Raw genomic sequence first — 22,923 nt, 5'->3', positions numbered from 1 at the left:
TTCCGGCGCGTACATGGTTGCGTGTGCCGAGTTCATGCGGCGTGGCCTCCGATCTGGTTGTTGCGGTCGCGGCCGGTGGCGTCGGGTTCGAGGTTCATGCCTTTGATGACCGCGTTGCGTCCGAAGCGTCGTTTGACGGCGAGCAGCGTCTCCTGCATGTCGTGTTCGCGGCGATGCCGCATCGGTGCGACCGGCCCGCTGGCTCCGGCCGCACCGGGTGCGGAACCTGTCAGGCCCGGGGATTCGGCGGAATCGGGCGGGGCGGCCGCACCGGGCACATCGGAGGACCCGGCGGAATCGACGAAGTCGGAGAACAGGTCGGGCTGTTCGTACCGGGGTTCCGGAGGACGGAACAGGACGGACGCCTCGCCATGGGAGGCGACGGCTGCACGACCATCGGCGATCCGTCGTGCCGCCGGACCGTCCGGACATCCGGACGGCGCCGACGGATCGTACGGCCCCGCCGCCCCGATGCCGCCATCCGACGGCACCGTGCCGTGGCGTCCGTCGACCGTCGGCACGTAGGGGCGCAGCTGCGTGGCGACGACGGTGATGCGCCGCACCATGAGCCGCGGGTCGGCGATGCGGTCGAACAGGTCGCCCATCGCGGTGACGATGGCCTGCGTGGACGACGTGTACCGCTCCCCCGCGTACGGCGCGAGCGCCGTGCTGCCGTTGGCGGGTTTGGGCATGCGTCGGCCGCGGCGGTCGGTGGCGACGGGGAACGACCCTTCGAATCCGCCTGCACCCTCGTATCCGACGAACAGGCCGACCTGCGCGGCGGCGAGGCCCTGGTCGACGAGCTGGAGCGAGAGCGCGTCGGCCATCTCGCGTACGACGAGCCGCGCCGACGCGTGCGGGTAGGGGCAGTGGAGCACCTGACCCTGGCTGATGGAATGGTCGGCGGGCCGGTAGCGTTTGATGTCGGCGATCGTGCACGGCTCCCATCCCCACGCGTGGTCGATGAGCAGTTCGGCGTTGACGCCGAACATGCGGTACAGGAGCTCCTCGTTGTAGTAGTCGGAGGCGCGGCCGATTGAGCAGCGGGCGATGTCGCCCATGGTGAGCAGGCCGGCCGATTCGAGGCGTCGCGCGTAGCCACGGCCGACGCGCCAGAAGTCGGTCAGCGGGCGGTGGTCCCACAGCAGCCGCCGGTAGGACGTCTCGTCGAGTTCGGCGACGCGCACGCCGTCGCGGTCGGCGGGCATGTGCTTGGCGACGATGTCCATCGCGACCTTCGCGAGGTACAGGTTGGTGCCGATGCCGGCGGTCGCGGTCACGCCGGTGGCGGCGAGGATGTCGCGCACGATGCGGCGGGCGAGCTCGTGCGCGCCGGTCCCGTACATGCCCAGGTAGCGGGTGACGTCGATGAAGACCTCGTCGATCGAGTAGACGTGGATGTCGTCGGCGGACGCGTAGTCCAGATAGATGCCGTAGATGCGCGCGCTCAGGTCGAGGTAGCGGGCCATGTGCGGCTTGGCGGCGATGAACCCGGCCTTGAGCGACGGATCGCGCGCCAGATCGCACGCGTCGCACGATTCGCCGCGCAGCCGGCGGCCGGGGGCGCGCAGCCGGCGCTCCTCGTTGACGCGGGCCATCGTCTCCGTCACCTCGAACAGGCGGGCGCGGCCGGGCAGGCCGTACGCCTTGAGCGACGGCGAGACGGCCAGGCAGATCGTCTTCTCGGTGCGCGACACGTCCGCGACGACGAGGTTCGTCGTCAGCGGGTCGAGTCCGCGCGCCGCGCACTCGGCCGACGCGTAGAACGACTTGAGGTCGATGGCGAGGTACGTGCGGTCCGGCATGATCCCATCATCGAACATATGTTCGACAATGCGCGCATGGCGGAACGGAACGGACGCGCGCGACGGCATGTGCGCAACGATTGACGTCACACGCGACGACGGTCGATGTATCCGGCGATTGGTAGGGTTGACGGGTAAGCGCATCCCCCGTTTCAACGGTTTTGGAAGGAGCTTTGGCTTGTCGGCTGAACTCGAAGACATCCACGAAGAATGCGGTATTTTCGGCGTGTGGGGACATCCCGACGCCTCCCGCCTGACCTATTTCGGACTCCACGCACTGCAGCACCGCGGCCAGGAAGGCGCCGGCATCGTCTCGAACGACCACGGCCGTCTCATCGGGCACCGCGGACTCGGACTGCTCACCCAGGTGTTCGGCGACGAGCGCGAGATCGAGCGCCTCAAGGGCGACAAGGCCATCGGCCACGTGCGCTACGCGACCGCCGGATCGGGCTCCACGGACAACATCCAGCCGTTCATCTTCCGCTTCCACGACGGCGACGTGGCCCTCTGCCACAACGGCAACCTCACCAACTGCCCCTCGCTGCGCCGCAAGCTCGAGGACGAGGGCGCGATCTTCCACTCCAACTCCGACACCGAGGTGCTCATGCACCTCATCCGCCGCTCCATGCAGCGCACCTTCATGGACAAGCTCAAGGAGGCGCTCAACACCGTCCACGGCGGCTTCGCCTACCTGCTCATGACCCAGGACGCGATGATCGGCGCGCTCGACCCCAACGGCTTCCGCCCGCTGTCGCTCGGCAAGATGAAGAACGGCGCCTACGTGCTCGCCTCCGAGACGTGCGCGCTCGACGTGGTGGGCGCCGAACGCGTACGCGACATCCGCCCCGGCGAGATGGTCGTCATCGACGACCGCGGCTACCGCATCATCCAGTACACGAACAACACGCAGCTGGCGATCTGCTCGATGGAGTTCATCTACTTCGCCCGCCCCGACTCCGACATCTACGGCGTCAACGTGCACTCCGCCCGCAAGCGCATGGGCGCGCGTCTGGCCGCCGAATCGCCCGTCGAGGCCGACATGGTCATCGGCGTGCCCAACTCGTCGCTGTCCGCCGCGTCCGGCTACTCCGAGGCGTCCGGCCTGCCCAACGAGATGGGCCTGATCAAGAACCAGTACGTGGCCCGCACGTTCATCCAGCCCACGCAGGAGCTGCGCGAGCAGGGCGTGCGCATGAAGCTGTCCGCCGTGCGCGGCGTCGTCCAGGGCAAGCGCGTCGTCGTCATCGACGATTCGATCGTGCGCGGCACCACGTCTCGCCGCATCGTGCAGCTGCTCAAGGAGGCGGGCGCGGCCGAGGTGCACATGCGCATCAGCTCCCCGCCGCTGAAGTACCCGTGCTTCTACGGCATCGACATCTCCACCACCAAGGAGCTCATCGCCGCCGAGAAGAACGTCGAGGAGATCCGCGAGTTCATCGGCGCCGACTCCCTCGCCTACCTGTCGCTCGACGGCCTGGTCGAATCGATCGGCCTGAACGCCGACGCCCCGTACGGCGGCCTGTGCGTCGCCTACTTCAACGGCGACTACCCGACCGCGCTCGACGACTACGAGGAGGGCTTCATCAAGTCCCTCACCCCCGACGACCGCGTGCGCCTGCCCGAATTCGCGCTCTACAAGAGCAAGTACATCGGCAACGAGTACAACACCGTCCAGCCCGAGGACGACGCGTACGCCGCCTGAGCGGCGAGGCGCCTCCCCCGCGAACGCAACGCATCCATCCACCACAACACCAATCGACGGACGCCGCCGCACACGGCGTCCAGAAAGGCAGACATGCCCAAAGCATATGAGAACGCCGGCGTGAGCGTCGAAGCCGGATACGAAGTCGTCAAGCGCATCAAGTCGCACGTCGCCCGCACCGACCGTCCGGGCGTCGTCGGCGGCATCGGCGGCTTCGGCGGCCTGTTCGACCTCGCCTCCCTCGGCTACAAGGAGCCGGTCCTCATCTCCGGCACCGACGGCGTGGGCACCAAGCTCGTCGTCGCCAAGATGGCCGACCGCCACGACACCATCGGCGTCGACTGCGTCGCCATGTGCGTCAACGACATCGCCGCCCAGGGCGCCGAACCGCTGTTCTTCCTCGACTACATCGCCTGCGGTAAGAACGACCCGGCCCTGCTCGAGCAGGTCGTCGCCGGCGTGGCCGACGGCTGCGTCGAGGCCGGCGCGGGCCTCATCGGCGGCGAGACCGCCGAGATGCCCGGCATGTACGACGAGGACGAGTACGATCTGGCCGGCTTCGCCGTCGGCGTCGCCGAGAAGAGCGCGATCGTCGACGGCTCGACGATCGCCGAAGGCGACGTGCTCATCGGCCTGCCGTCCTCCGGCGTCCACTCCAACGGCTTCTCCCTCGTGCGCAAGGCCCTGTTCGAGCAGGCCGGCTACGACGTGGACACCACGCTCGACGAGCTGGACGGCGCCAAGCTGGGCGACGTGCTGCTCACCCCCACCAAGATCTACGTCAAGGCGCTCAAGCCCCTGTTCCAGGCGGGCGTCGTCAAGGGCGTCGCGCACATCACCGGCGGCGGCTTCATCGAGAACGTGCCGCGCATGATCCCCGACGGCCTCGCCGCCGAGATCGAACTGGGCACCTGGCCCGTCCTGCCGATCTTCGACGTGCTCGAGAAGGCCGGCGAGATCGACCACATGGAGATGTACAACATCTTCAACATGGGTCTGGGCATGGTGCTCGCCGTCCCGGCCGAGCGCTCCGACGAGACCCTCGCCCTGCTCGAGGCCAACGGCGAGACCGGCTACCAGGTCGGCCGCATCGTCGCCGACGCCGACGGCACGCAGATCACCCTCAAGTAACGCATCCGCGCAATCGGAGAAACAGGACAGGAAAGGACTGGACATATGGGACAGAAGGTTCTCGTCATCGGTTCCGGCGCGCGCGAGCACGCCATCGCCCACGCGCTGCTGCGCGGCGGCAGCGTCGACGAGGTGGCGGTCGCCCCGGGCAACCCGGGCATGGAGGCCGACGGCATCCGCGTCGTCTCGCTCGGCTCGTCCAATCAGGCCGCGCTCATCGACTTCGTCAAGGACAACGGCTACGACTGGGTCTTCGTCGGCCCCGAAGTGCCGCTCATCGAAGGCATCGTCGACGCGTTCGCCGACGCCGGCATCAAGGCGTTCGGCCCGTCCAAGGCCGCCGCCCAGATCGAAGGCTCCAAGGACTTCGCCAAGCGCCTCATGGCCCGCCACGGCATCCCCACCGCCGGCTACGCCACGTTCGAGGAGCTCGACCCGGCCATCGCGTACGTGCGCGAGCACGGCGCGCCCATCGTCATCAAGGCCGACGGCCTCGCCGCCGGCAAGGGCGTCACCGTCGCCATGGACCAGGACACCGCCCTGGCCGCCCTCGAGGACATCTTCGTCGACCACCGCTTCGGCAACGCCGGCGCCAAGGTCGTCATCGAGGACTATCTCGAAGGCCAGGAGTTCTCCCTCATGAGCTTCGTCAGCGGCACCGACTTCTGGCCCATGCCCATCTCGCAGGACCACAAGCGCGCCTACGACAACGACGAAGGCCCCAACACGGGCGGCATGGGCGCCTACAGCCCCGTCCCGCAGATCGGCCAGGACATCGTCGACACCGCCATCGAGACGATCGTGCATCCCACCGTCGAAGCGATGGCCGCCGAAGGCACCCCCTTCACCGGCATCCTCTACGCGGGCCTCATCGCCACCGCCGACGGCCCCAAGGTCATCGAGTTCAACGCCCGCTTCGGCGACCCCGAGACCGAAGTCGTGCTCCCCCGCCTCGTCTCCGACCTCGGCGCCGGCATCAGCGCCATCCTCGACGGCGAGACCCCGGACTTCCAGTGGAAGGCCGACGGCGCCACCCTCGGCGTCGTCGTCGCCTCCGAAGGCTACCCGGGCAACGTCATCAAGGGCGCGGCCATCCCCGCCATCGACACCGACGACGACTCGCACGTCTACTACGCCGGCGTCGCCCGCGACGCCGAGGAGCACGTCCTCGTCGCCTCCTCCGGCCGCGTCCTGCTCGTCCAGACCACCGCCGACACCATCCAGGCCGCCCAGGACAAGGTCTACGAGATCCTCGACAACGTGTCCACGACGGGCATGTTCTACCGCCACGACATCGGCTCCAAGGCCCTGAATGCGTGACGATGGAGCGTCGGCTTCGTTGCTCCTCGGTCGACGTACTTCGTACGCCTTCCCTCGGTGCGCCTTGCCGACGCACGCATCGTCACACATTCAGTCCGAACTGGCGATGAATCGGATTCCGTAGTCCGATGAATGTGAAGAAGGGGGTTCCTCCGCGGAGGAACCCCCTTCCTGCGTTTCGGGCCGGGTGACAGGGCCCGTCAGAGTCGTTGTTCGTCAACGGGGCGGGAATCCCTTACGGATTGCGACGCAACATGGCCCCTCAGCGTCGCAATCTGCAGGGAAAGTCGGGAGCATGCACGGATTGCGACGCAACACGGCCCGCCAGCGTCGCAATCCGCATACGAACAGGAAAACGCATGCGGATTGCGACGCGGGCGGGCCGTCGGAAAGGCCGGAACCGGTGGGGCCGGATCGGACCGCCCCCCACGGGCCGGAATCGGGCCTACGGGAGGTCCATGAAGCCGGAGTCCTTGAGATAGTTGGAGCCGGTGGTGATGTCGTACTGGATGAGACGGTAGTCGGCCAGCAGCTCCTTCGTCTCCTCGTCGAAGTCGCTTTCGGCCAGCATCGTGCCGTCCTCGTCCAGGTAGATGTCCTGGCCCTCCGGGATGCGGTCCCATCCCTGGATCGAGTTGACGACCGGCGGTTCCATCGCAGCGATCTTCGAGTGCATGAGCGTCAGGAACGCCAGGTAGGGCGACACCTTCGCATCCATGTGCTCGGCGGCCTGCGCGACGAAGAAGTTCGGCGACGAGTACGCGTCGTCGTCGATGTCCGTGCCCTGACGGCCGGACGCCTTGTTCGACCAGATGAAGTAGTCGGTCAGGTGCAGGGCGAGCGAATTGTCCGTGTCGGCGCTGGCCGTCTCGTAGATGCCGGGCAGATGGTCGCCGTAGAAGACGACGGTGACCGGCTTGTCGAGTTCGTCGAGCGCGTCGAGGAAGTCCTGCGTCGCCTCGTCGGTCAGACTCGCACCCTTCTGGTACGTCTCGATCGACTTGCGCTCGTCCTCGTCCAGCGGCTGCGACGGGTCGGAGGATTCGGCCGTGAAGTCGTTGTCCTCGTACCAGTCGTTGTACGGCATGTGGTTCTGCATCGTGATGATCTGGATGAACTGGTTGTCGTCGGTGCCGGAGATCTCCTCCAGGGCGGACCGGTACGTCGCCTCGTCGGACACGTACGGCGAATCGTCGATCCGGTCCTGGTATTTGATGACGTCGCTGCCGTCCTCCTTGCCCGTGAGCGTGTAGAAGTGCGAGAAGCCGAACTTCTCGTAGTTGATCGCACGCGAGTACATCGACGACTCGTACGGGTGGAACGCCTGCGAGAACTCGGTCGACCCCCACATCTGGTTGATGGTGGGCGTCCAGTGCTCGCCTGGCACGAGCTGCTGGTAGGGGCTGGTGAGCGAAGCGTCGAAGTTCGCCATGCTCAGGCCGGTCAGGCCCATGTATTCGAGGTTCGCGGTGCCGCCGCCGTAGCCGGACGACAGCATCAGGCCGGACGTGGTGTTCTCCTTGATCTCGCGGATGTTGGGCATCGAATCCTTGTTGACCGTCAGCCCCGGCACGCGCTCGGGGTCGGAGAACGATTCGGACAGCACGTACACGACGGTCGAATCGGTCATGTCGGCGGAGCGGTCCGCGTTGATCTCGTCGGCGGCGGCCGCGTACTTCTTCGCGAGCTTCGCCATCGTCTCCTCGCTGTAGTCCGACGGCTTGTCCATCACCTTCGGGTGCAGCTGGCGGGTGAACGAGACGAGCGGGCCGTTGCGCTGCGCGTCGTACACGGAATCCCACATCGACGGCTTGTCGCCCATCACGGTGGCGAACGTCTTCGCCCACGATCCGACGGTGCTCACCTGCATCGAATACAGGCCGAGGAACAGGGGCGGGGCGACGATGAGCAGCAGGCGCACGCACGCGCCCAGCGCCCTGTTGCGCCCGTCGAACAGGCGTCCGGAACGCCCGTCGACCCGATGGCACAGGATGCACAGGACGAGGATGCACGCGAACACGAGCGCCGCGCCGATGATCGTCCAATGCGCGCCCGGCGGCATGAAGCTCATGAGGTTGCCGGTGTCCGACTTCAGGAAGCCCAGGTCGGACGGCAGGATCGCCTCGTAGCGGATCTGCACCTTGAAATGCTCGATCACGGCGACGACGATCACCACGGCCATGAACAGCGGCGTGGCGATCCAGAACCGGTTGACCGCCATGCACACCATCAGGTAGATCAGACCCCACAGCAGCAGGTTGAGCACCAGCACGAAGTTGCCGTCGGTCCACATCTTGGTGACGAAGCCCCAGCCCACGGTCGGGCTGGAAAGCTTGACGCGCGTGCTCTTCTGGGATACGCCCCACTGCATCACGGCCACGGCGGCCACGTCGAACAGGAGGAAGAACACGGCGTACAGCCATCCGGGGAAGCGGCGGGAGCGGAACTTGAACCAGCGCCGCCCCTCGTCATCGCCGCCGGAGGGGTCCTTGCGCGCGATCTCGAGGATCTCGATGTCGCCGTCCATGTCCGGCGACGTGCCGGCCGCCGCGGCGCATCCCGCGCCTCCCGCGGCTCCGGCTGTTCCGACGGCTCCGGCCGGGCCGGCCGTCATTGTCGTTGCATTGTTGTCGTTGGTCATAACCTGCACTTCGCGATTGAGTCGTTCATCGGGCATACCGTCCCACATTGTCCCCGTCGTTCCTGACAAAGACGGCCGGCGGGCCGGTATGTTCACGGTTCCTTTCCGTTCCTTTCGGATTCCCTGCGGATTCCTCGCGGATTCCTCGCGGATTCCTCGCGGATTCCTCGCGGATTCCCTGCGGATTCCGATCCGTCACCCACCCTAACCGGACAACGGCCCCGGCCCGCCTTGCGCTTCCCTGAACTTCCCCTGACGGACCCCTGAAAGGATGAGTCGGATATCATCCCCGCGGTGGATGCCGGGAGGCGGCGCACGCCCCTACGATGGCGAATCCGTCGGCCCGCAGGCGCCGGCCGGAGGTGAGGATCCGGCCGCCGCCCGGCCGGCCGCGCGGCGTAGGGACGCGCGTCGATTTCGGGGAGGTAGCAATGCATCATCTGCCGTTGTGGCTGCAGCATGCGATGGGATGGTCGATCACGTCGGGACCGCTGTATTGGGGCGTGATGGCGGTCGTGGGCGTCGGACTGGTCGTGCTGGCCGTCGACCGCCTGGCCCGACGCGACGTGCGCGCGCTGGGCGTCCACGTCGCCGCCGCGGCGGTCGCCGGCGCGGTCGGCCTGCTGGCCGCCTGGCTCGTCTCCGACGTGATCATGGTGTTCGGCGTCTCGCTCGGATGGACGGTGATCGGCACGGTCGCCGCCGGGTTCGCCGCGCTCGGCTTCCTGGCCGGCGCGATCCGCCGCACGCGCCGCTTCGCCCGCGCGCTCGCGGTACTGCTCGTGCCGTTGACGGTCGTCGCGTGCGCGATGGGCGTCAACGCCGCGTACGGCGAGTTCCGTACGGTCGGTTCGCTCGTCGGCTACTCGCCGTACCGGCGCATCGGCGGCGCCGACGGGGTCGACGTGCGCCGCGCGGCGATGGACGTCACCCGGTGGCGCGATCTGGCGGCCCGGCATCGGCTGCCGTCGATGCCGTCGTCCGGCGGCATCGTGTCCGCCGACATTCCGGCGACCTCGTCCGGGTTCAGGGCGCGCACCGCGCTCGTCTACCTGCCGCCGGCGGCGTTGAGCGACGAGCCGCCGGCGCTGCCGGTGCTCGTCATGCTCGCCGGCCAGCCGGGCAGCCCGAACCGCGTGTTCGCGGCCAGCGGCATCGAGGCGATGCTCGACGCCTACGCGGCGGAGCATGACGGGCTGGCGCCGATCGTCGTGGTGCCCGACCAGAACGGGGCGAGCACCGTCAACAGCCTGTGCGCCGACACGGCGAAGGTGGGGCGCGCGGAGACGTATCTGATCGTCGACGTGCCCGATTGGATCCGCGACACGCTGCCGGCGGCGCCGTCCGGCGCGCAGTGGGCGATCGCCGGCTTCTCGCAGGGCGGCACGTGCGCGACCCAGCTGGGGCCGCGTCATCCCGACCTGTTCGGCACGTTCATCGCGGTCGACGGCGAGGAGGAGCCCGTCGCCGGGTCGCGGCAACAGACGATCGACGAATATTTCGGCGGCGACGAGGCGGCGTACCGGGCGATCGTGCCGGCCGACGCGATCACCGCGCACGCGCCGTCGGATCAGACGGCCGTGCTGTCCGCCGGCGCCGACGACAGGACGTCGGTCGCCAACGTGCGCATCATCGGCAAGGCGGCGCGCAAGGCGGGCATGGACGTGACGGAGCTTGCGGTGCGCCATGCCGGCCACGACTGGCATGCGGTCAACGAGACGCTGGAGACGGCGCTGCCGTGGTGGTGCGATCGCGTCGGTCTCGCCGGCGATGCGGGCGGATCCGCCGACGGCTCCTCCGACTCGCCCTGGGCCGGCAACGAGGATCTGGAGGTGCTCGGGTGAGCACGCCGCATACGGACATGGACCATGCGCCGGCGAGCGCGAATCAGCCGGCACCGACACCGACACCGACATCCGCATCGACGAACGATATGAAGGGAGCCATCATGACCGACAGTGTGAAACAATCCGTGAAACCTGCTGCGGACGTGTATCCCGGCCACACCGGCGGCCCGCGGTCGCAGGCGTGGGCCGACCTGCTCGCCGACGCGCGCCGCTGGAACGACGCGCATCCGCTGGCCGTGGGCGCGACGGGCGTGTTCGCCGCGCTGACCGTCGTCGCATGGCTGGCGGCGATCGGCCGCGGCATGCCGTTCCCGCTGACCGGCCTGGCCACGACGCTCGGCGCGCCGGATGCGCCGTCGATGGCCGCGTCGCTGCTGCTGGCGCGAGGCCCGGTCCAGCTGCTGGTCGATGAGGTTCTGCTGCTGCTCATGCTCACGCTGGCCGAACCGAGGCTCGGCATCCGGCGCACGGTCGCCGCGGCGATCCTGTCGGTCGTGCTCGGCGTGGGCGTGGGCCTGGCCGCGTGCGGCGGCGTCGCGGTGCTGCTGCACGGCACGCAGGCGGTGGCGCGCATCCGCTTCGCGCTCAGCCCGCTCATGTGGGGTGTGGGGCCTCTGATGGCGGCGAGCGCCTTCCATCGTCCGTTGTGGCGTCGGCGCATCCGTCTGGTGGGGTATGCGGCGGTCGCGTCGGTGCTGCTGTTCGGCGGGTCGCCGGGCGCGTACTGTCTGCTGGCGGGGGCGTTGGCCGGCCAGTGCTTCGGCGTGCTGCTGGCCGCCGCCGACGGTCGGGGCCGTGCGAAGACGGCGGACGATCCGCTGCATTGGCGGCTGGGCACGTCGTTCGAGGCGCGGCGCGTGTTCGCTGCGGTCGCGCTGGTGTTGGCGTTGGGCCCGCTGCTGGCGTCCGTGTCGCCGACGCATGCGGGTCCGTTGAGCCCGCTGGCCCTGCTGCTGGGACCGGGTGCGCCGGATGAGGGCGTGTTGGCGCGCTGCCTGGCGGAACCGTCGCATGCGGGGTGTTTCTTCCAGTTCGATCTGGTGCGTTCGTCGATGCCGGGCGCGGTGCTGCGGTCGCTGCTGCCGACGGCGGTGATGGCGATCATGGCGTGGGGATTGTATCGCGGACGTCGTCTTGCGGCGTGGGTGACGGTCGTCTGTCAGGCGGCGGCGTCCGCGTTGGCGGTGGTCTACTATCTGGTGGTTCCGGCGGGGTTCGTGCCGGACGGGTTCGCGGCGCTGGTGCGTCATGGCGCGTTGGCGTCGTGCGTGGTGAACGCGCTGCCGCCGGCCGTGTTCGCCGTGGCGCTGCTGATGTCGTTGCGTCATTTTCCGATGCGGACCGACCGGGCGCGTCTGATGCGCGGTCTGATCGGCCTGGGCGCGGTGTGGCTGGCGTGCGCGGCGGGCTACCTAGCGTTCGGCCTGCTGCGCGCGTCGGATTTCCATCCGGCCGCGTCGTGGCGTGATCTGGTGGCCGAGCTGCCGGGCCGGTTCGTGCCGATCGGGTTCCTGAGCCATACGCGGCTGCGGTTCGTGCCGGTCACGCCGTTGGCGTCGGCCGTGTATCAGGGTGTGGGTCTGGTGTTCTGGGCGGCGGTGCTGGTCGTGTGCGTGCGGTGGATGCGTGACGTGACGGCCGGCGACGACCGCGATCGTGCCGAGGCGGGCCGTCTGGTGGAGCATGGCGGCGAGTCGATGAGCTTCATGGCCACGTGGGAGGGCAACCGGTATTGGCGCTCCCCCAGCGGACGTTCGGCGGTCGCGTACCGGGTGATCAACGGGGTGGCGCTCACCTGCACGGGTCCGTTCGGCGATCCGGGCGAGTGGATGACGGATCTGCGCGAGTTCTCGCGCTTCTGCGCCGCGCATTCGTGGACGCCGGTGTTCTATGCGGTGCATCGCGCCCAGCGCGACGCGCTGGTGGCCGACGGCTGGAATGCGCTGGAGGTGGGCGGCGAGATGGTCGTCGACCCACGCGCGTGGAAGACGACCGGCAGGAAGTGGCAGGACATCCGCACGGCGATCAACAAGGCGCGCCGCGAAGGCATCGAGGACGTGCTCGTCACGTTTGACAAGGCGGATGCGGACGTGCGCGACCAGATCGAGGAGATCTCGGAGCAGTGGGCGGGCGACAAGGCGCTGCCGGAGATGAAGTTCACGCTCGGCGGCGTCGAGGAGCTGCGCGATCCGCGCGTGCGCATCCTGATCGCGCAGGATGCGTCGGGCCGCGTGCTGGGCGTGACGAGCTGGCTGCCGACGTGGCGCGACGGGCGGATCGTGGGCTGGACGCTGGATTTCATGCGCCATCGCACCGACGCGCCGAACGGGATCATGGAGTTCCTGATCGCGCGCATGGCCGAACGGCTGCGCGACGAGGGCCTGGAGCATCCGGACGTGGCGGCCGAGTTCATGAGCCTGTCGGCCGCTCCCCTGGCCGGCATGAACCCGCAGCGCGACAACACGGCGCCGGACGGCACGATGGATGCGGGCACGGCGATGCTCCAGCATGCGATGCAGCTCATGGCCGACTGGATGGAGCCGGCGTACGGCTTCCGTTCCCTGTTCAACTTCAAACGCAAGTTCCAGCCGAGCGAGGAGCCGGTGTACGTGTGCTACCCGGATGCGGCCGCGCTGCCGCAGCTCGGGTTGGCGGTGACGCGCGCCTACGTGCCGTCGCTGACCGCCGGCCAGGCGCTCGCGCTGCTGCGCACACTCCAGCGCTGACGACAACGGTCTGAGAGCGAGAGGATTCACCGGCAAAACCGGCGGATGCTCTCGCTCGCAGCTTCCCAGCGAGAAGAACCACCGGTCAAGCCGCGTTTTGTTCTCACTGACGACCGCTCAGAGAGCATGAGTCCCGAGCCAATCGGCAAAACCTCTCGGTGGAGTCTCCCCAGCGAGAAGAACCACCGGCCACCCCCGCGATTCTTCTCGTTCACAACTCCTCAGCAAGGAGAATCGGCGGTTCGACCAGCGAATCCCCTCGCTCACGACTTCTCAGTGAGAAGAATCACCGGTTCAACCAGCGAATCCTCTCACTCAAAGCTCTTCAGCGAGGATGATCCACGACCTGCTCCGTGATTCTTCTCGCTTGCAGCCTCTCAGTGAGAAGATTCACCGGTCTCCCCCGCGGTTCTTCTCGCTCGCAGCCTCTCAGCGAGAAGAACCACCGGCCAAACCGGCGAATCCGCTCGCTCGTGACCTCTTAGCGAGAAGAATCGCCGGGAGCCACCATGGTTAGCGGCTCAGGGCGGCGATGAAGTCGTCGACGAGCGTGCCGATCCAGTCGAGCAGGTCGGTCTGGCCGTCGGGCATCTGTTCGGTGAGTTCGACGGTCGGCACTTCGCCGGTCTTGGCCGCGGCGACGAGCTGGTCGGCGATGGAGGACGATTCCTGCGTGTTGACGACGAGCAGGTCGGCCTCGCCGTCGGTCAGCAGCGTGCGGAAGTCCTTGATGTCGGCGGGCGTGGGCTCGCCTTCGTTGGCGGCCGCCTGCGCGTAGCCGGTGGGGGTGACGTCCTCCAGACCCAGATCGTCGGCCAGGTAGGCGGCGACCGATTCGACGGCCGCGTAGGGGCTGCCGCCGGCGGAGTCGCGCGCCTCGGCGATGCGCGATTCCAGCGCGTCCTCGCGTTCGTGCCAGGCCTTGTTGAGGCTCTCGTAGTCGGCGGCATGGTCGGGGTCGGCGGCGGCGTAGGCGGCGGTGATCGCGTCGGCGGCCGCGGTGCGGGCGGCGGAGGAGAACCATACGTGCGGATTCTCGCCGTCGGCGATGCCGGCCGCGTCGGCGGCGTCGACGAGCGTCGCGGAACCGCCCTGCGCGGCCTTGGCGGCCCACGCGTCGTAGCCGGCGCCGTTGACGACGGCCACGTCGGCGACGGCGAGGCCGGCGACGTCGCGCGTGGTCGGCTCGTAGTCGTGCGCGTCGACGGACGCCTTGTCGAGGATCGACGTGACGGCGACATGATCGCCGCCCAGGTCGGCGGCGACGGAGCCCCACTGGTTGAGCGAGGCGACGACGGTCAGGTCGACGGCGTCCCCGCCGGCCGTGCCGGAGCCGGAGGTGCAGGCGGACAGGGAGACGGCCGCCAGCGCGGCGAGCGCAGCGGCGGCGAGACGGGGCAGGGTGCGGGAACGCATGATGGTCCTCTTTCTCAGGGGTCGGTTCGGTGATGCAACGTCGTTGCGACCATCATAACGTTAATGAGAACAATTATCAATAAGTGCGTGTCGGACATTCATCCCACATGCGGAGGAATACGTCGCAGCCGCCGCCTACCGGCAGTCGGGGCACAGGCCGAAGACCTCCAGCGTGTGCGATTCGACGGTGAAGCCATGGCCGTCGGCGATGCGGCGCAGCCACGATTCGCTCGGCGGGTCGATCTCGACCGTGCGGCCGCATTCGCGGCACACGAGGTGATGATGATGGCCGTCGTCGCCGCACAGGCGGTACAGCTGCTGGCCCTCCAGACGGATCGTGTCGGCCGCGCCGGCGTCGGCGAGCGCGTTGAGCTGACGATACACGGTCGCCAGGCCGACGCGCACGCCCTCATCCTCGAGACGGCGGTGCAGGTCCTGCGCCGACACGAAGTCGTCGCAGGCGCGCAGCTGCCGCATCACCGCATCCTTCTGCCTGGTATGCCGGGCCGGCGCATCCGTGGCCATATATCCTCACCTTCCGCAGGGCCGGCGAAACCCCGACTCATTATCATTTCGCCGCCCTTAATGATAATCGCCGCGCCGACACGACGGCAAGCGATGCCCATCTGCCGTCGCAGCGGCAATGCACGGCCGCCCAAAGGACGGACCACGAGGCAATCGGACGAGTGAGGGGAAGAATGAGGGGCCTGCATGCTTCTTTCGCCGATCTGAGGGGACGGTCTGAGCGCAGAATCTTGGTCTCATTGAACATTCTCACCCGAAAACCCTTGACTTTCAGTCTCAGGCACAGGGAAATCCTTCCCCTCAGTTGGCTGAAAGGAGCATGCAAGACCGCAATTCTTCCCCTCGGATCGGAAATTCATACGGATTCGACCGGCGACCGACGACACCCCCGCCCAAGAACACGAGACGGCGCCTGCACACCGGAATCTCACTCCCCCGCGTCGCGGGTGAACGTGCATGCCGGCCACGCGGTGCAGCCGACGAACCGCCGGCCGCCCGAGCCGGCGCGTTCGGCCAGCGCCTCGCCGCACGACGGACACCGGTCGGCCAGCTTCACGCCGCGGAACGCCGTCGGGCAGACGCGTTCGCGCAGCTCGTACACGAACCGCGACGGGCGCGCCGGGTCGACCACGAGGAACACCCGGCGTCGGCAGCGCGTCATCGCCACATAGCACAGCCGGCGCTCCTCGGCGTACGGATACGCTTCGGCCTGCGGCAGCAGCAGTCCCACAAGCGGCTCCTCGCGCACCGCGCCGGGGAATCCGCGCACGCCGCCCGCACAGGATAGCAGGAACGCGACATCGCATTGCAGACCCTTGGACCGGTGGATCGTCATGAACGAGATCGCGAGGTCGGGCCGTTCGGCGAACGTCAGCCGGTCCCCGTCGGTCACGAACGCGCCGGCGGGCGCATGACGGGTCAGCTGGTCGAGGTCGGCGCGGTAGCGGCCGAGCATCATCACGCTCGACCGGCGCGGCAGCCTGCGCAGCCGGTCGAGGACCGCCTCGCAGCGTGCGCGCGCATCGTCGCCGGCTATGACGCCGACCGCGGGTCCGCGGGTCACGGCGGCCGCCTGCAGATGCTTGACGTTGAGCGACGGGTCGGCCATCACGAACGATCCGCTCGCGTCGATGAGCGCTTGGCCGAAACGCCGGGTGACGGTCAGGAGGAACGTGCGCGTCGGCCCCCATGCGCCCCACACATGGTCGAAGTCGAGGATGAGCCGGATGTCGCTGCCGGCGAACCGGTAGATCGACTGCCAGTCGTCGCCCACGGCGAACAGGGCGAATCCGCGGCGTTCGCGCAGGGCGCGGATCAGCGCGCAGCGGGGGCGCGACATGTCCTGGTATTCGTCGATGAGCACGTATTTCCAGCCGTGGTCGAAGCGGCCGGCGCGCACCGCGGCCGCCGCCTCGCCGATCATGCCGGCGAAGTCGATGCCGCCGACGTCGCGCAGGTGCCGCATGTACGCGTCGTACAGCGGTTCGATGAGCGCGATCATGTCCCGGTTGCGTCCCTTATCCATGCCGCCGCGCTCCTCGTTGAGCGCACGCAGGGCGGCGACGTCCAGATCGCGGGCGCGCATGTGCGCGATGACGGTCCGGGCGCTCTCCAGCAGCCGTCCCGCGTACGCTTCGGCGGTGCGGGATGCGGCGGACGGCATCGCGGGCGACGCGGCGGATGACGATTCGACTCCCCCGTCCGTTGGCGCGCCGGCGCCCGTCGCCGTGTCGGCGCACGCGTCGCGTACGCCCGACGGCATCATCGAAACGACGAGCGCACGATAACGCGGGTCCGTCCGGCGGCGCCCGTCGAACGCGTCGCGGATGACGCGCCCCATCGTCGTCTCGTCGACGACGTCGCGCCGGGCTGCGCCGGAACGGCGGCAGATGTCGAGGCCGAGCGCGTGGAACGTGGTCGCGCGCACGCGCTGGCCGGTCTGGTTGCGGATGCGTTCGCCCATCTCCTCGGCGGACGCGCGCGTGAACGACAGGACGAGGATCTCGTCGGGGCGGGCGCGCCAGGTGGCCAGCAGCCACGCCACGTACCCGTTGATCGTCGTGGTCTTGCCGGTGCCGGCGCCGGCGAGGACGAGCGTGTTGTGCCCGGCGCCCACGATCGCGGCGAGCTGCTCGTCGCTCAGTTCATGGCCTTCGACCGGTCCGATGATGTCGCGCGCACGCGCCAGCGCCGCCTCGCCGCCGGCGGCCTCGGCCGGCGTGCACGCCGACACCGGCTGGCGGCGGGGCGACGCGCCGGAATCCGCGGCCTCGGCCTTGCCCTGTTTCCCGGTACGGTTTTCGGCACGATTCCCGGCGCGGTCCGCGTGATGACCGGCATGTCCCGTCGCATCGTCCGACCGACGCGCTGACGGACGGTCCGTTCCACGACCGGAGGAAAGGCCCGGCGAACGGTCCGCCGTCCTCTCCCCGCCGCGACCCGGCGTCCGTTTCATACCCCCAGATGTCTGCTTCCGCCGTTCGGCGGCCCGGCGTTCCGACGGCGACGGCTGGTCCTGGTCCTCGCCGAACAGCCAGAACAGCCGGTCAATCCATGTCACGCCGATTCCCTCCCCGTGATATCCGACGGCCTTACGCACGCGCCCGCCGCCGATGACGCATCGGCGGCCGCGATCGTCGCCATTGTAGCCGACGAGCGGCAACGGCGAACAGCGGGCGAATCCATCACAAGGAGGGCGCCGCCGCACGTCATCGGATACGACAAGGTCCGCCCCGCGATCATACGCGGAGCGGACCTTGGGATGCCGGTCGAACGGCCGTACGGGACGACGGCGTCGGACTCCGGCGGATCGGACGGGTCGGAGCGACCTTACTTGAGGTCGTCCCAGCAGCCGGTCGCCTCCAGGGCGGCGACCGTGGCGGCCGTGTCGTCGGTCAGGACGGTGATGTGGCCCATCTTGCGGTCGTGCTTGACCGCGGCCTTGCCGTAGTCGTGCACGTTCCACTCGGGATGCTCCCCCACGAGCGCGCGCGTCGGTTCGACATGCTGGCCGAGCACGTTGGCCATGACGGCCGGGCTGAGCAGCTTCGGTTCGGCGATCGGCAAGCCGGCGATGCCGCGGATGTGCGCGTCGAACTGGTCGATCGAGCATGCCTCGATCGTGTAATGGCCGGAATTGTGCGGGCGGGGCGCCAGCTCGTTGACGATGACGCGGCCTTCGTCCGTCACGAACAGTTCGATCGCGAGCGTGCCGGCGAGACGGAAGCCGGCGGCCAGCGTCATGGCCAGTTCGTGCGCACGGTCGGCGACCGCCTGCGGCACTTCGGCCGGCGCGATCGTCAGATGCAGGATGTTGTTGCGGTGCACGTTGCGCACGATCGGGAACGTCACGTAACGCTCGCCGTCTCCGGACACGAGGATCGACGCCTCGAACGCGAAGTCGACGAACCCTTCGAGGATGGCCGGCGGGAAGCCGTCGTCCGCCCACACGCGCTCCAGGTCGGCCGGACCGTGCAGCACGATCTGGCCGTGGCCGTCGTAGCCGCCCTCACACGTCTTGAGCACGGCCGGATAGCCGATCTCCTCGAGCGCCGTATCCAGCGAAGCGCGGTCGTTCACCGCACGCCACGGCGCGGTCTCGATCCCATGCTCGTTGATGAACGTCTTCTCCGCGATGCGGTTCTGGGTGACGCGCAGCAGGTCGGTGCCCTGCGGCACCGCGGTCTCGCCGCGCACCTCGTCGAGCGCGTCGGCGTCCACGTTCTCGAACTCGTAGGTGAGCACGTCGCTGCGTTCCGCCAGTTCGCGGATCGCGGCCTTGTCGTCGTAGGCGGCGACGATCTGGAAGTCACCCACCTGCGCGGTCGGGCAGTCCGGCGTCGGGTCGAGCACGCCGACGCGGAAGCCCATGTACTTGGCCGACAGGGCCATCATGCGGCCCAGCTGGCCGCCGCCGACGATGCCGATCGTCGCACCCGGCATCAGACGGGCGACGCGGCCCTGCGTTTCCTCAGACAAGCTCGGCATTGGACTGGGCCACCTTCTCCTTGAGACCGTCGCGGTATTCCTGCAGCGCCTCGGCGAGGTGCTCGTCGGTCGTGGACAGGATCTGCACGGCCAGCAGGCCGGCGTTGGTCGCGCCCGAATTGCCGACCGCGGTCGTCGCCACCGGGATGCCGCCCGGCATCTGCACGATCGACAGCAGCGAATCCCAGCCGGAGAGCGCGTGGGAGCGCACCGGCACGCCGATGACCGGCAGCGTGGTCTGCGCGGCGACCATGCCCGGCAGATGGGCGGCGCCGCCCGCACCCGCGATGATGACCTTGAGGCCGTTGGCGCGCGCCGCGTGGGCGAACTCGCCCATCAGCTCGGGCGTGCGGTGCGCCGAGATCACCTGCTTGATGTACGGGACGCCGAACTGGTCGAGCATGTCGCACGCGTGCTTCATGGTCTCCCAGTCGCTGGCCGAACCCATGATGACGGCCACTTCGGGCTTGTTGTCTGCCATTGGAACCTCCGAAGGGAAGGGAAAAGAATGCCCTCCCCAGTGTAATCGGAGCCTCCTAAAAGCGGTGCCGGCGGTGCCGGAGGCGCGACCGTCCGCGCTCAGACCTCAAGTACCACCTTGCCGAACACGTCGCCCGACAGCACCTTGGCGAACGCGGCCGGCGCATCCGCGAGCGCGAAACGCGAGTCGATCGTCGGATGCAGGTCGGTGTGCTCCACGAAGCGCAGCATGCGCGCGAAGTCCTCGCGTGACCCCATCGTGTTGCCCTGGATGCGGATGTCCTGGAAGAAAACGCGCGTCAGTTGCGCACCCGGCTGGTCACCCGTCGTCGCGCCGCAGATCGCGATTGTGCCGCCCGGCCGCACCGACTTGACCGAATGGTCCCATGTGGCCGCGCCCACCGATTCGATGACCGCATCCACCTTGCGCGGCAGACGCGCGCCCGGCTCGAACGCGGCGTCCGCGCCGAGGGCGAGCGCCCTGGCGCGCTTGCCCTCGTCGCGCGATGTGACGAACACTTCGAGTCCGGCCGCGTGGGCCATCGCGATGGCCGCGGTGGACACGCCGCCGCCGGCACCCTGGATGAGGATCGTGTCGCCGGGTTTGACATTGGCTGCGGTGAACAGCAGCGAGTAGGCGGTGGTCCAGCTGGTGCCGAGCGCCGCCGCCTCGGCCATGTCGAGGTTGGCGGGTTTGGCGTACACGTTGGCGCTGGGCACGGCGACGCGTTCGGCCATCGTGCCCGGGTAGCGTTCGGACAGGATCGTGCGGCGCTCGCCGGGGAGGACTCCGGCGCCGTCGGTGCCGATGAACGTGTAGAGGACGACTTCGCTGCCGGCCTTGAGTCCGCCGCGGCCGGGGATGTCCTCGTCGAGGATGCCGGCGGCGTCGGTGCCGAGGATCATCGGGGTGAGCGATGCGGGCAGGCCCACGCCTTTGAGGCTCCAGATGTCGTGGTGGTTGACGCTGGCCGCGCTGACGGTGACGGTGGACCAGTAGGGGCGGGGTTCGGGTTCGGGCATGTCGCCGACGGCGAGCTTGCCGAGGGGTTGGGCGGGGTCGATGCCTGCGGCGTATACGGCCTTCATGGATGCTCCTTTGCTTGGGTGATGGCTTGGGTGATGCCGGCGCATGCGGCGGTTCCGCTCCCATTCAACCACTTCTCCGGCGGCTTCCCCGCTCGCGGCCGCGGCGTGTATGGTGAGGATACGGAGAACTTGGGGGCATTTCCCCCAATCCTCGCAGGATGCTCCCCTCTGGGCTAGTATTGCGCTTTTGGAATCGGAAGACGGGATGAAAGGCGGCGACCTTATGGGCGGACTGTTGGCTACGATTCACGGACCTGCCGACGTGCAGGCGCTCGATGCCGCCCGTCTTCCCGAACTGTGCGCCGAGATCCGGCGCGTGCTGGTCGCGTTCGGCCATGCGCATGGCGGTCATATCGGTTCGAATCTGGGGATGGTCGAGGCGACGGTGGCCCTGCATCGTGTGTTCGATTCGCCGCGCGACCGTATCGTGTTCGACGTGTCGCACCAGTGCTACACGCATAAGATGCTCACCGGCCGTGCGCAGGCGTATCTCGATCCGGCGCTGCATGATGCGGTGACGGGGTTCACGAATCCGCGTGAGAGCGTGCATGACCAGTTCGTGCTGGGTCATACGGGCACGTCGATCTCGCTGGCGTGCGGTCTGGCGAAGATGCGCGACATGCGCGGCGGCGACGAGCGCGTGGTCGCGGTCATCGGCGACGGGGCGCTCAGTTCGGCGATCGCGTTCGAGGGGCTCAACAACGCCGCCGAGCAGGGCGGCAACATGATCATCGTCGTCAACGACAACGAGATGTCGATCGCCGAGGATTCCGGCGGCATGTACGCGACGCTCGCCCGACTGCGCGAGTCGGACGGCGCGGCCGGCGACAATCTGTTCCGCGCGTTCGGCCTCGACTACCGGTATGTCGCGGACGGCAACGACGTGGCCGCGCTGGTCGCCGCGTTCGAGGAGGTGCGCGACTGCGATCATCCGGTCGTCGTGCACATCCACACGCATAAGGGGCTGGGATTGCCGGCCGTGTCACCGATGACGGCCGCCGCGACTGGAGGCGAGGCACGGCTCGACGGCGATGCGGCCGTCGTCGCCGAGGACATGGACATCCGCGAGGGCCGCTGCGAGGCGAACCATTGGCAGGATCCGGATTCGGCTGCGGGCCGTCCGCTGGGCGCGCGCAAGCATTACGGCCAGCTGGCGATGGCGGCGCTCGAGCGTCGTTTCGCCGACGAGCCGGGACTGGTCGTCGTCTCCCCCGCCACGCCCGGGTCGAACGGCATCACGCGCGCGTTCCGTGCTCGGGCGGGCGCGCACTACGTCGACACGGGCATCGCCGAGGAGCATGCGGTCGCGTTCGCGTCCGCGCTGGCGAAGGCGGGCGGGCGTCCCGTGCTGGCCACGTCGGCCACGTTCTTCCAGCGCACGTTCGACCAGTTGCAGCAGGAGCTGTCGCTCAACGCGAATCCGGCGACGCTGCTCGATTTCGGCGGCGGCCTGTCGGGTGCGGACGACACGCATTCGGGCGCGTTCGACATCGTCATGTTCGCCAACATCCCCGGTCTGACCTGTCTGGCGCCCACCGGCGAGCGCATGTTCCTCGACATGCTCGCGTGGGCGACGGGCCCCGCGAACGAGCGTCCCGTCGTGATCCGCGTGCCCGGCGACCCGATCCTCGCCGCCGAACGCTCCGGCCTGCTGCCGGCCATCGGCGTCGGTGACGACGACGGCCGTTCCGACGATGATCCCATGCCGTGGTCGCGCTATCGGACCGTCCATGCCGGCGCCGACGTCGCGATCCTCGCGTTGGGCAACACGTATCCGCTGGGATTGCAGGTCGTCGACGCACTGCGTCGCGGCATGACCGCCATCGCCGATGGCGATGCGGCCGGTGCGTCCGCCGATGCCGCCGTCGACGCGACGCTGGTCACGCCGCTGTGCTTCTCCACGCTCGACGAGGCGACGCTGGAGCGGCTGGCCGATTCGCATCGTCTGGTCGTCACGTTGGAGGACGGGCAGCTCGACGGCGGCTGGGGGCAGAAGGTCGCCGCCTGGTATCAGAACCATCGTCCCGACGTGCGCGTGCGCACCGTCGGCGGCGACACCGAGTTCACCGACCGCGTCCCCCTCACCGACCTGAACGAACGCTACGGCCTGACCGTCGAACAGGTCGTCGCGCTCGTGCGCGACTCGCTGCGCGGCTGACGGCAGCCGTCTCCGGCATCGCGCGTCATCCCGGATCATGCGAACGGCCGGCCGCGGAGTGCGCCGCGGCCGGCCGTCGTCGTTCGTACGGTTCTT

At 68.7% G+C, this 22,923-nt stretch carries 14 protein-coding genes; 6 read left to right on the top strand and 8 right to left on the bottom strand.

Annotated elements, in window-relative coordinates; translation table 11 throughout:
- Positions 1 to 32: 32 nt before the first annotated feature.
- Positions 33 to 1,805 carry a Y-family DNA polymerase gene (locus tag D2E24_RS02645; protein ID WP_241222819.1) on the bottom strand — a complete coding sequence of 591 codons (1,773 nt, stop codon included), beginning with the start codon at positions 1,803 to 1,805 and terminating at the stop codon, positions 33 to 35.
- Positions 1,806 to 1,983: 178 nt separating this feature from the next.
- Between D2E24_RS02645 and purF the strand changes: the two genes are divergently transcribed.
- From purF to purD, 3 genes are all read left to right on the top strand, one after another.
- Positions 1,984 to 3,507 carry an amidophosphoribosyltransferase gene (gene purF, locus D2E24_RS02640; protein ID WP_125967781.1) on the top strand — a complete coding sequence of 508 codons (1,524 nt, stop codon included), beginning with the start codon at positions 1,984 to 1,986 and terminating at the stop codon, positions 3,505 to 3,507.
- 93 nt (positions 3,508 to 3,600) lie between these two features.
- Entirely contained in the window at positions 3,601 to 4,638 is a 1,038-nt protein-coding gene (gene purM, locus D2E24_RS02635; RefSeq protein ID WP_125967780.1) for a phosphoribosylformylglycinamidine cyclo-ligase, read from the top strand.
- Positions 4,639 to 4,683: 45 nt separating this feature from the next.
- Positions 4,684 to 5,958, top strand: coding sequence for a phosphoribosylamine--glycine ligase (purD, locus tag D2E24_RS02630; protein ID WP_125967779.1), 1,275 nt, complete (start codon positions 4,684 to 4,686; stop codon positions 5,956 to 5,958).
- 445 nt (positions 5,959 to 6,403) lie between these two features.
- Here the strand turns inward: purD and D2E24_RS02625 are convergent, their stop codons facing one another.
- Entirely contained in the window at positions 6,404 to 8,485 is a 2,082-nt protein-coding gene (locus D2E24_RS02625) for an LTA synthase family protein (protein WP_125967778.1), read from the bottom strand.
- A 545-nt stretch (positions 8,486 to 9,030) separates the two neighbouring features.
- On the opposite strand from D2E24_RS02625, the gene D2E24_RS02620 reads away from it, so the two are divergent.
- A complete protein-coding gene (locus D2E24_RS02620; RefSeq protein ID WP_125967777.1) occupies positions 9,031 to 10,443 on the top strand; it encodes an alpha/beta hydrolase in 1,413 nt (470 codons plus the stop codon).
- 104 nt (positions 10,444 to 10,547) lie between these two features.
- Positions 10,548 to 13,172, top strand: coding sequence for a bifunctional lysylphosphatidylglycerol flippase/synthetase MprF (locus tag D2E24_RS02615; RefSeq protein WP_125967776.1), 2,625 nt, complete (start codon positions 10,548 to 10,550; stop codon positions 13,170 to 13,172).
- A 513-nt stretch (positions 13,173 to 13,685) separates the two neighbouring features.
- On the opposite strand, the gene D2E24_RS02610 is transcribed toward D2E24_RS02615, so the two are convergent.
- The 6 genes from D2E24_RS02610 to D2E24_RS02585 all read right to left on the bottom strand — a co-directional run bounded on the left by D2E24_RS02610 (position 13,686) and on the right by D2E24_RS02585 (position 20,669).
- Complete coding sequence (locus D2E24_RS02610) at positions 13,686 to 14,588, bottom strand: metal ABC transporter solute-binding protein, Zn/Mn family (protein WP_125967775.1); 903 nt, start codon at positions 14,586 to 14,588, stop codon at positions 13,686 to 13,688.
- A gap of 135 nt (positions 14,589 to 14,723) precedes the next feature.
- On the bottom strand, positions 14,724 to 15,113 hold the full coding sequence (locus D2E24_RS02605; protein WP_125967774.1) for a Fur family transcriptional regulator: 390 nt from the start codon (positions 15,111 to 15,113) through the stop codon (positions 14,724 to 14,726).
- Between the two features lie 427 nt (positions 15,114 to 15,540).
- Positions 15,541 to 17,346 (bottom strand): UvrD-helicase domain-containing protein, encoded by a 1,806-nt coding sequence (locus D2E24_RS02600; RefSeq protein WP_241222818.1) that lies wholly within the window; start codon positions 17,344 to 17,346, stop codon positions 15,541 to 15,543.
- Positions 17,347 to 17,942: 596 nt separating this feature from the next.
- Positions 17,943 to 19,100 carry a 5-(carboxyamino)imidazole ribonucleotide synthase gene (purK, locus tag D2E24_RS02595; RefSeq protein WP_125967773.1) on the bottom strand — a complete coding sequence of 386 codons (1,158 nt, stop codon included), beginning with the start codon at positions 19,098 to 19,100 and terminating at the stop codon, positions 17,943 to 17,945.
- Positions 19,084 to 19,581, bottom strand: coding sequence for a 5-(carboxyamino)imidazole ribonucleotide mutase (purE, locus tag D2E24_RS02590; RefSeq protein ID WP_125967772.1), 498 nt, complete (start codon positions 19,579 to 19,581; stop codon positions 19,084 to 19,086). Before purE ends, purK begins: the two co-directional genes overlap by 17 nt.
- 98 nt (positions 19,582 to 19,679) lie before the next feature.
- On the bottom strand, positions 19,680 to 20,669 hold the full coding sequence (locus D2E24_RS02585; protein ID WP_125967771.1) for a zinc-binding dehydrogenase: 990 nt from the start codon (positions 20,667 to 20,669) through the stop codon (positions 19,680 to 19,682).
- 205 nt (positions 20,670 to 20,874) lie between these two features.
- On the opposite strand from D2E24_RS02585, the gene D2E24_RS02580 reads away from it, so the two are divergent.
- Positions 20,875 to 22,827 carry a 1-deoxy-D-xylulose-5-phosphate synthase gene (locus tag D2E24_RS02580; protein WP_125967821.1) on the top strand — a complete coding sequence of 651 codons (1,953 nt, stop codon included), beginning with the start codon at positions 20,875 to 20,877 and terminating at the stop codon, positions 22,825 to 22,827.
- Positions 22,828 to 22,923: the final 96 nt, after the last annotated feature.

It is taken from the genome of Bifidobacterium samirii (assembly GCF_003952945.1).
Taxonomy (GTDB): Bacteria; Actinomycetota; Actinomycetes; order Actinomycetales; family Bifidobacteriaceae; genus Bifidobacterium; species Bifidobacterium samirii.
This window is presented reverse-complemented; position numbering and strand designations above follow the sequence as displayed.

Excerpts from the sequence above, each read along its gene's own strand:
- D2E24_RS02645 (WP_241222819.1), bottom strand. The coding sequence starts at position 1,805 with ATGCCGGACCGCACGTACCTCGCCATCGACCTCAAGTCGTTCTACGCG.
- purM (WP_125967780.1), top strand. The coding sequence starts at position 3,601 with ATGCCCAAAGCATATGAGAACGCCGGCGTGAGCGTCGAAGCCGGATAC.
- purD (WP_125967779.1), top strand. The coding sequence starts at position 4,684 with ATGGGACAGAAGGTTCTCGTCATCGGTTCCGGCGCGCGCGAGCACGCC.
- D2E24_RS02625 (WP_125967778.1), bottom strand. The coding sequence starts at position 8,485 with ATGGACGGCGACATCGAGATCCTCGAGATCGCGCGCAAGGACCCCTCC.
- D2E24_RS02620 (WP_125967777.1), top strand. The coding sequence starts at position 9,031 with ATGCATCATCTGCCGTTGTGGCTGCAGCATGCGATGGGATGGTCGATC.
- D2E24_RS02615 (WP_125967776.1), top strand. The coding sequence starts at position 10,548 with ATGACCGACAGTGTGAAACAATCCGTGAAACCTGCTGCGGACGTGTAT.
- D2E24_RS02610 (WP_125967775.1), bottom strand. The coding sequence starts at position 14,588 with ATGCGTTCCCGCACCCTGCCCCGTCTCGCCGCCGCTGCGCTCGCCGCG.
- D2E24_RS02605 (WP_125967774.1), bottom strand. The coding sequence starts at position 15,113 with ATGGCCACGGATGCGCCGGCCCGGCATACCAGGCAGAAGGATGCGGTG.
- purK (WP_125967773.1), bottom strand. The coding sequence starts at position 19,100 with ATGCCGAGCTTGTCTGAGGAAACGCAGGGCCGCGTCGCCCGTCTGATG.
- purE (WP_125967772.1), bottom strand. The coding sequence starts at position 19,581 with ATGGCAGACAACAAGCCCGAAGTGGCCGTCATCATGGGTTCGGCCAGC.
- D2E24_RS02585 (WP_125967771.1), bottom strand. The coding sequence starts at position 20,669 with ATGAAGGCCGTATACGCCGCAGGCATCGACCCCGCCCAACCCCTCGGC.
- D2E24_RS02580 (WP_125967821.1), top strand. The coding sequence starts at position 20,875 with ATGAAAGGCGGCGACCTTATGGGCGGACTGTTGGCTACGATTCACGGA.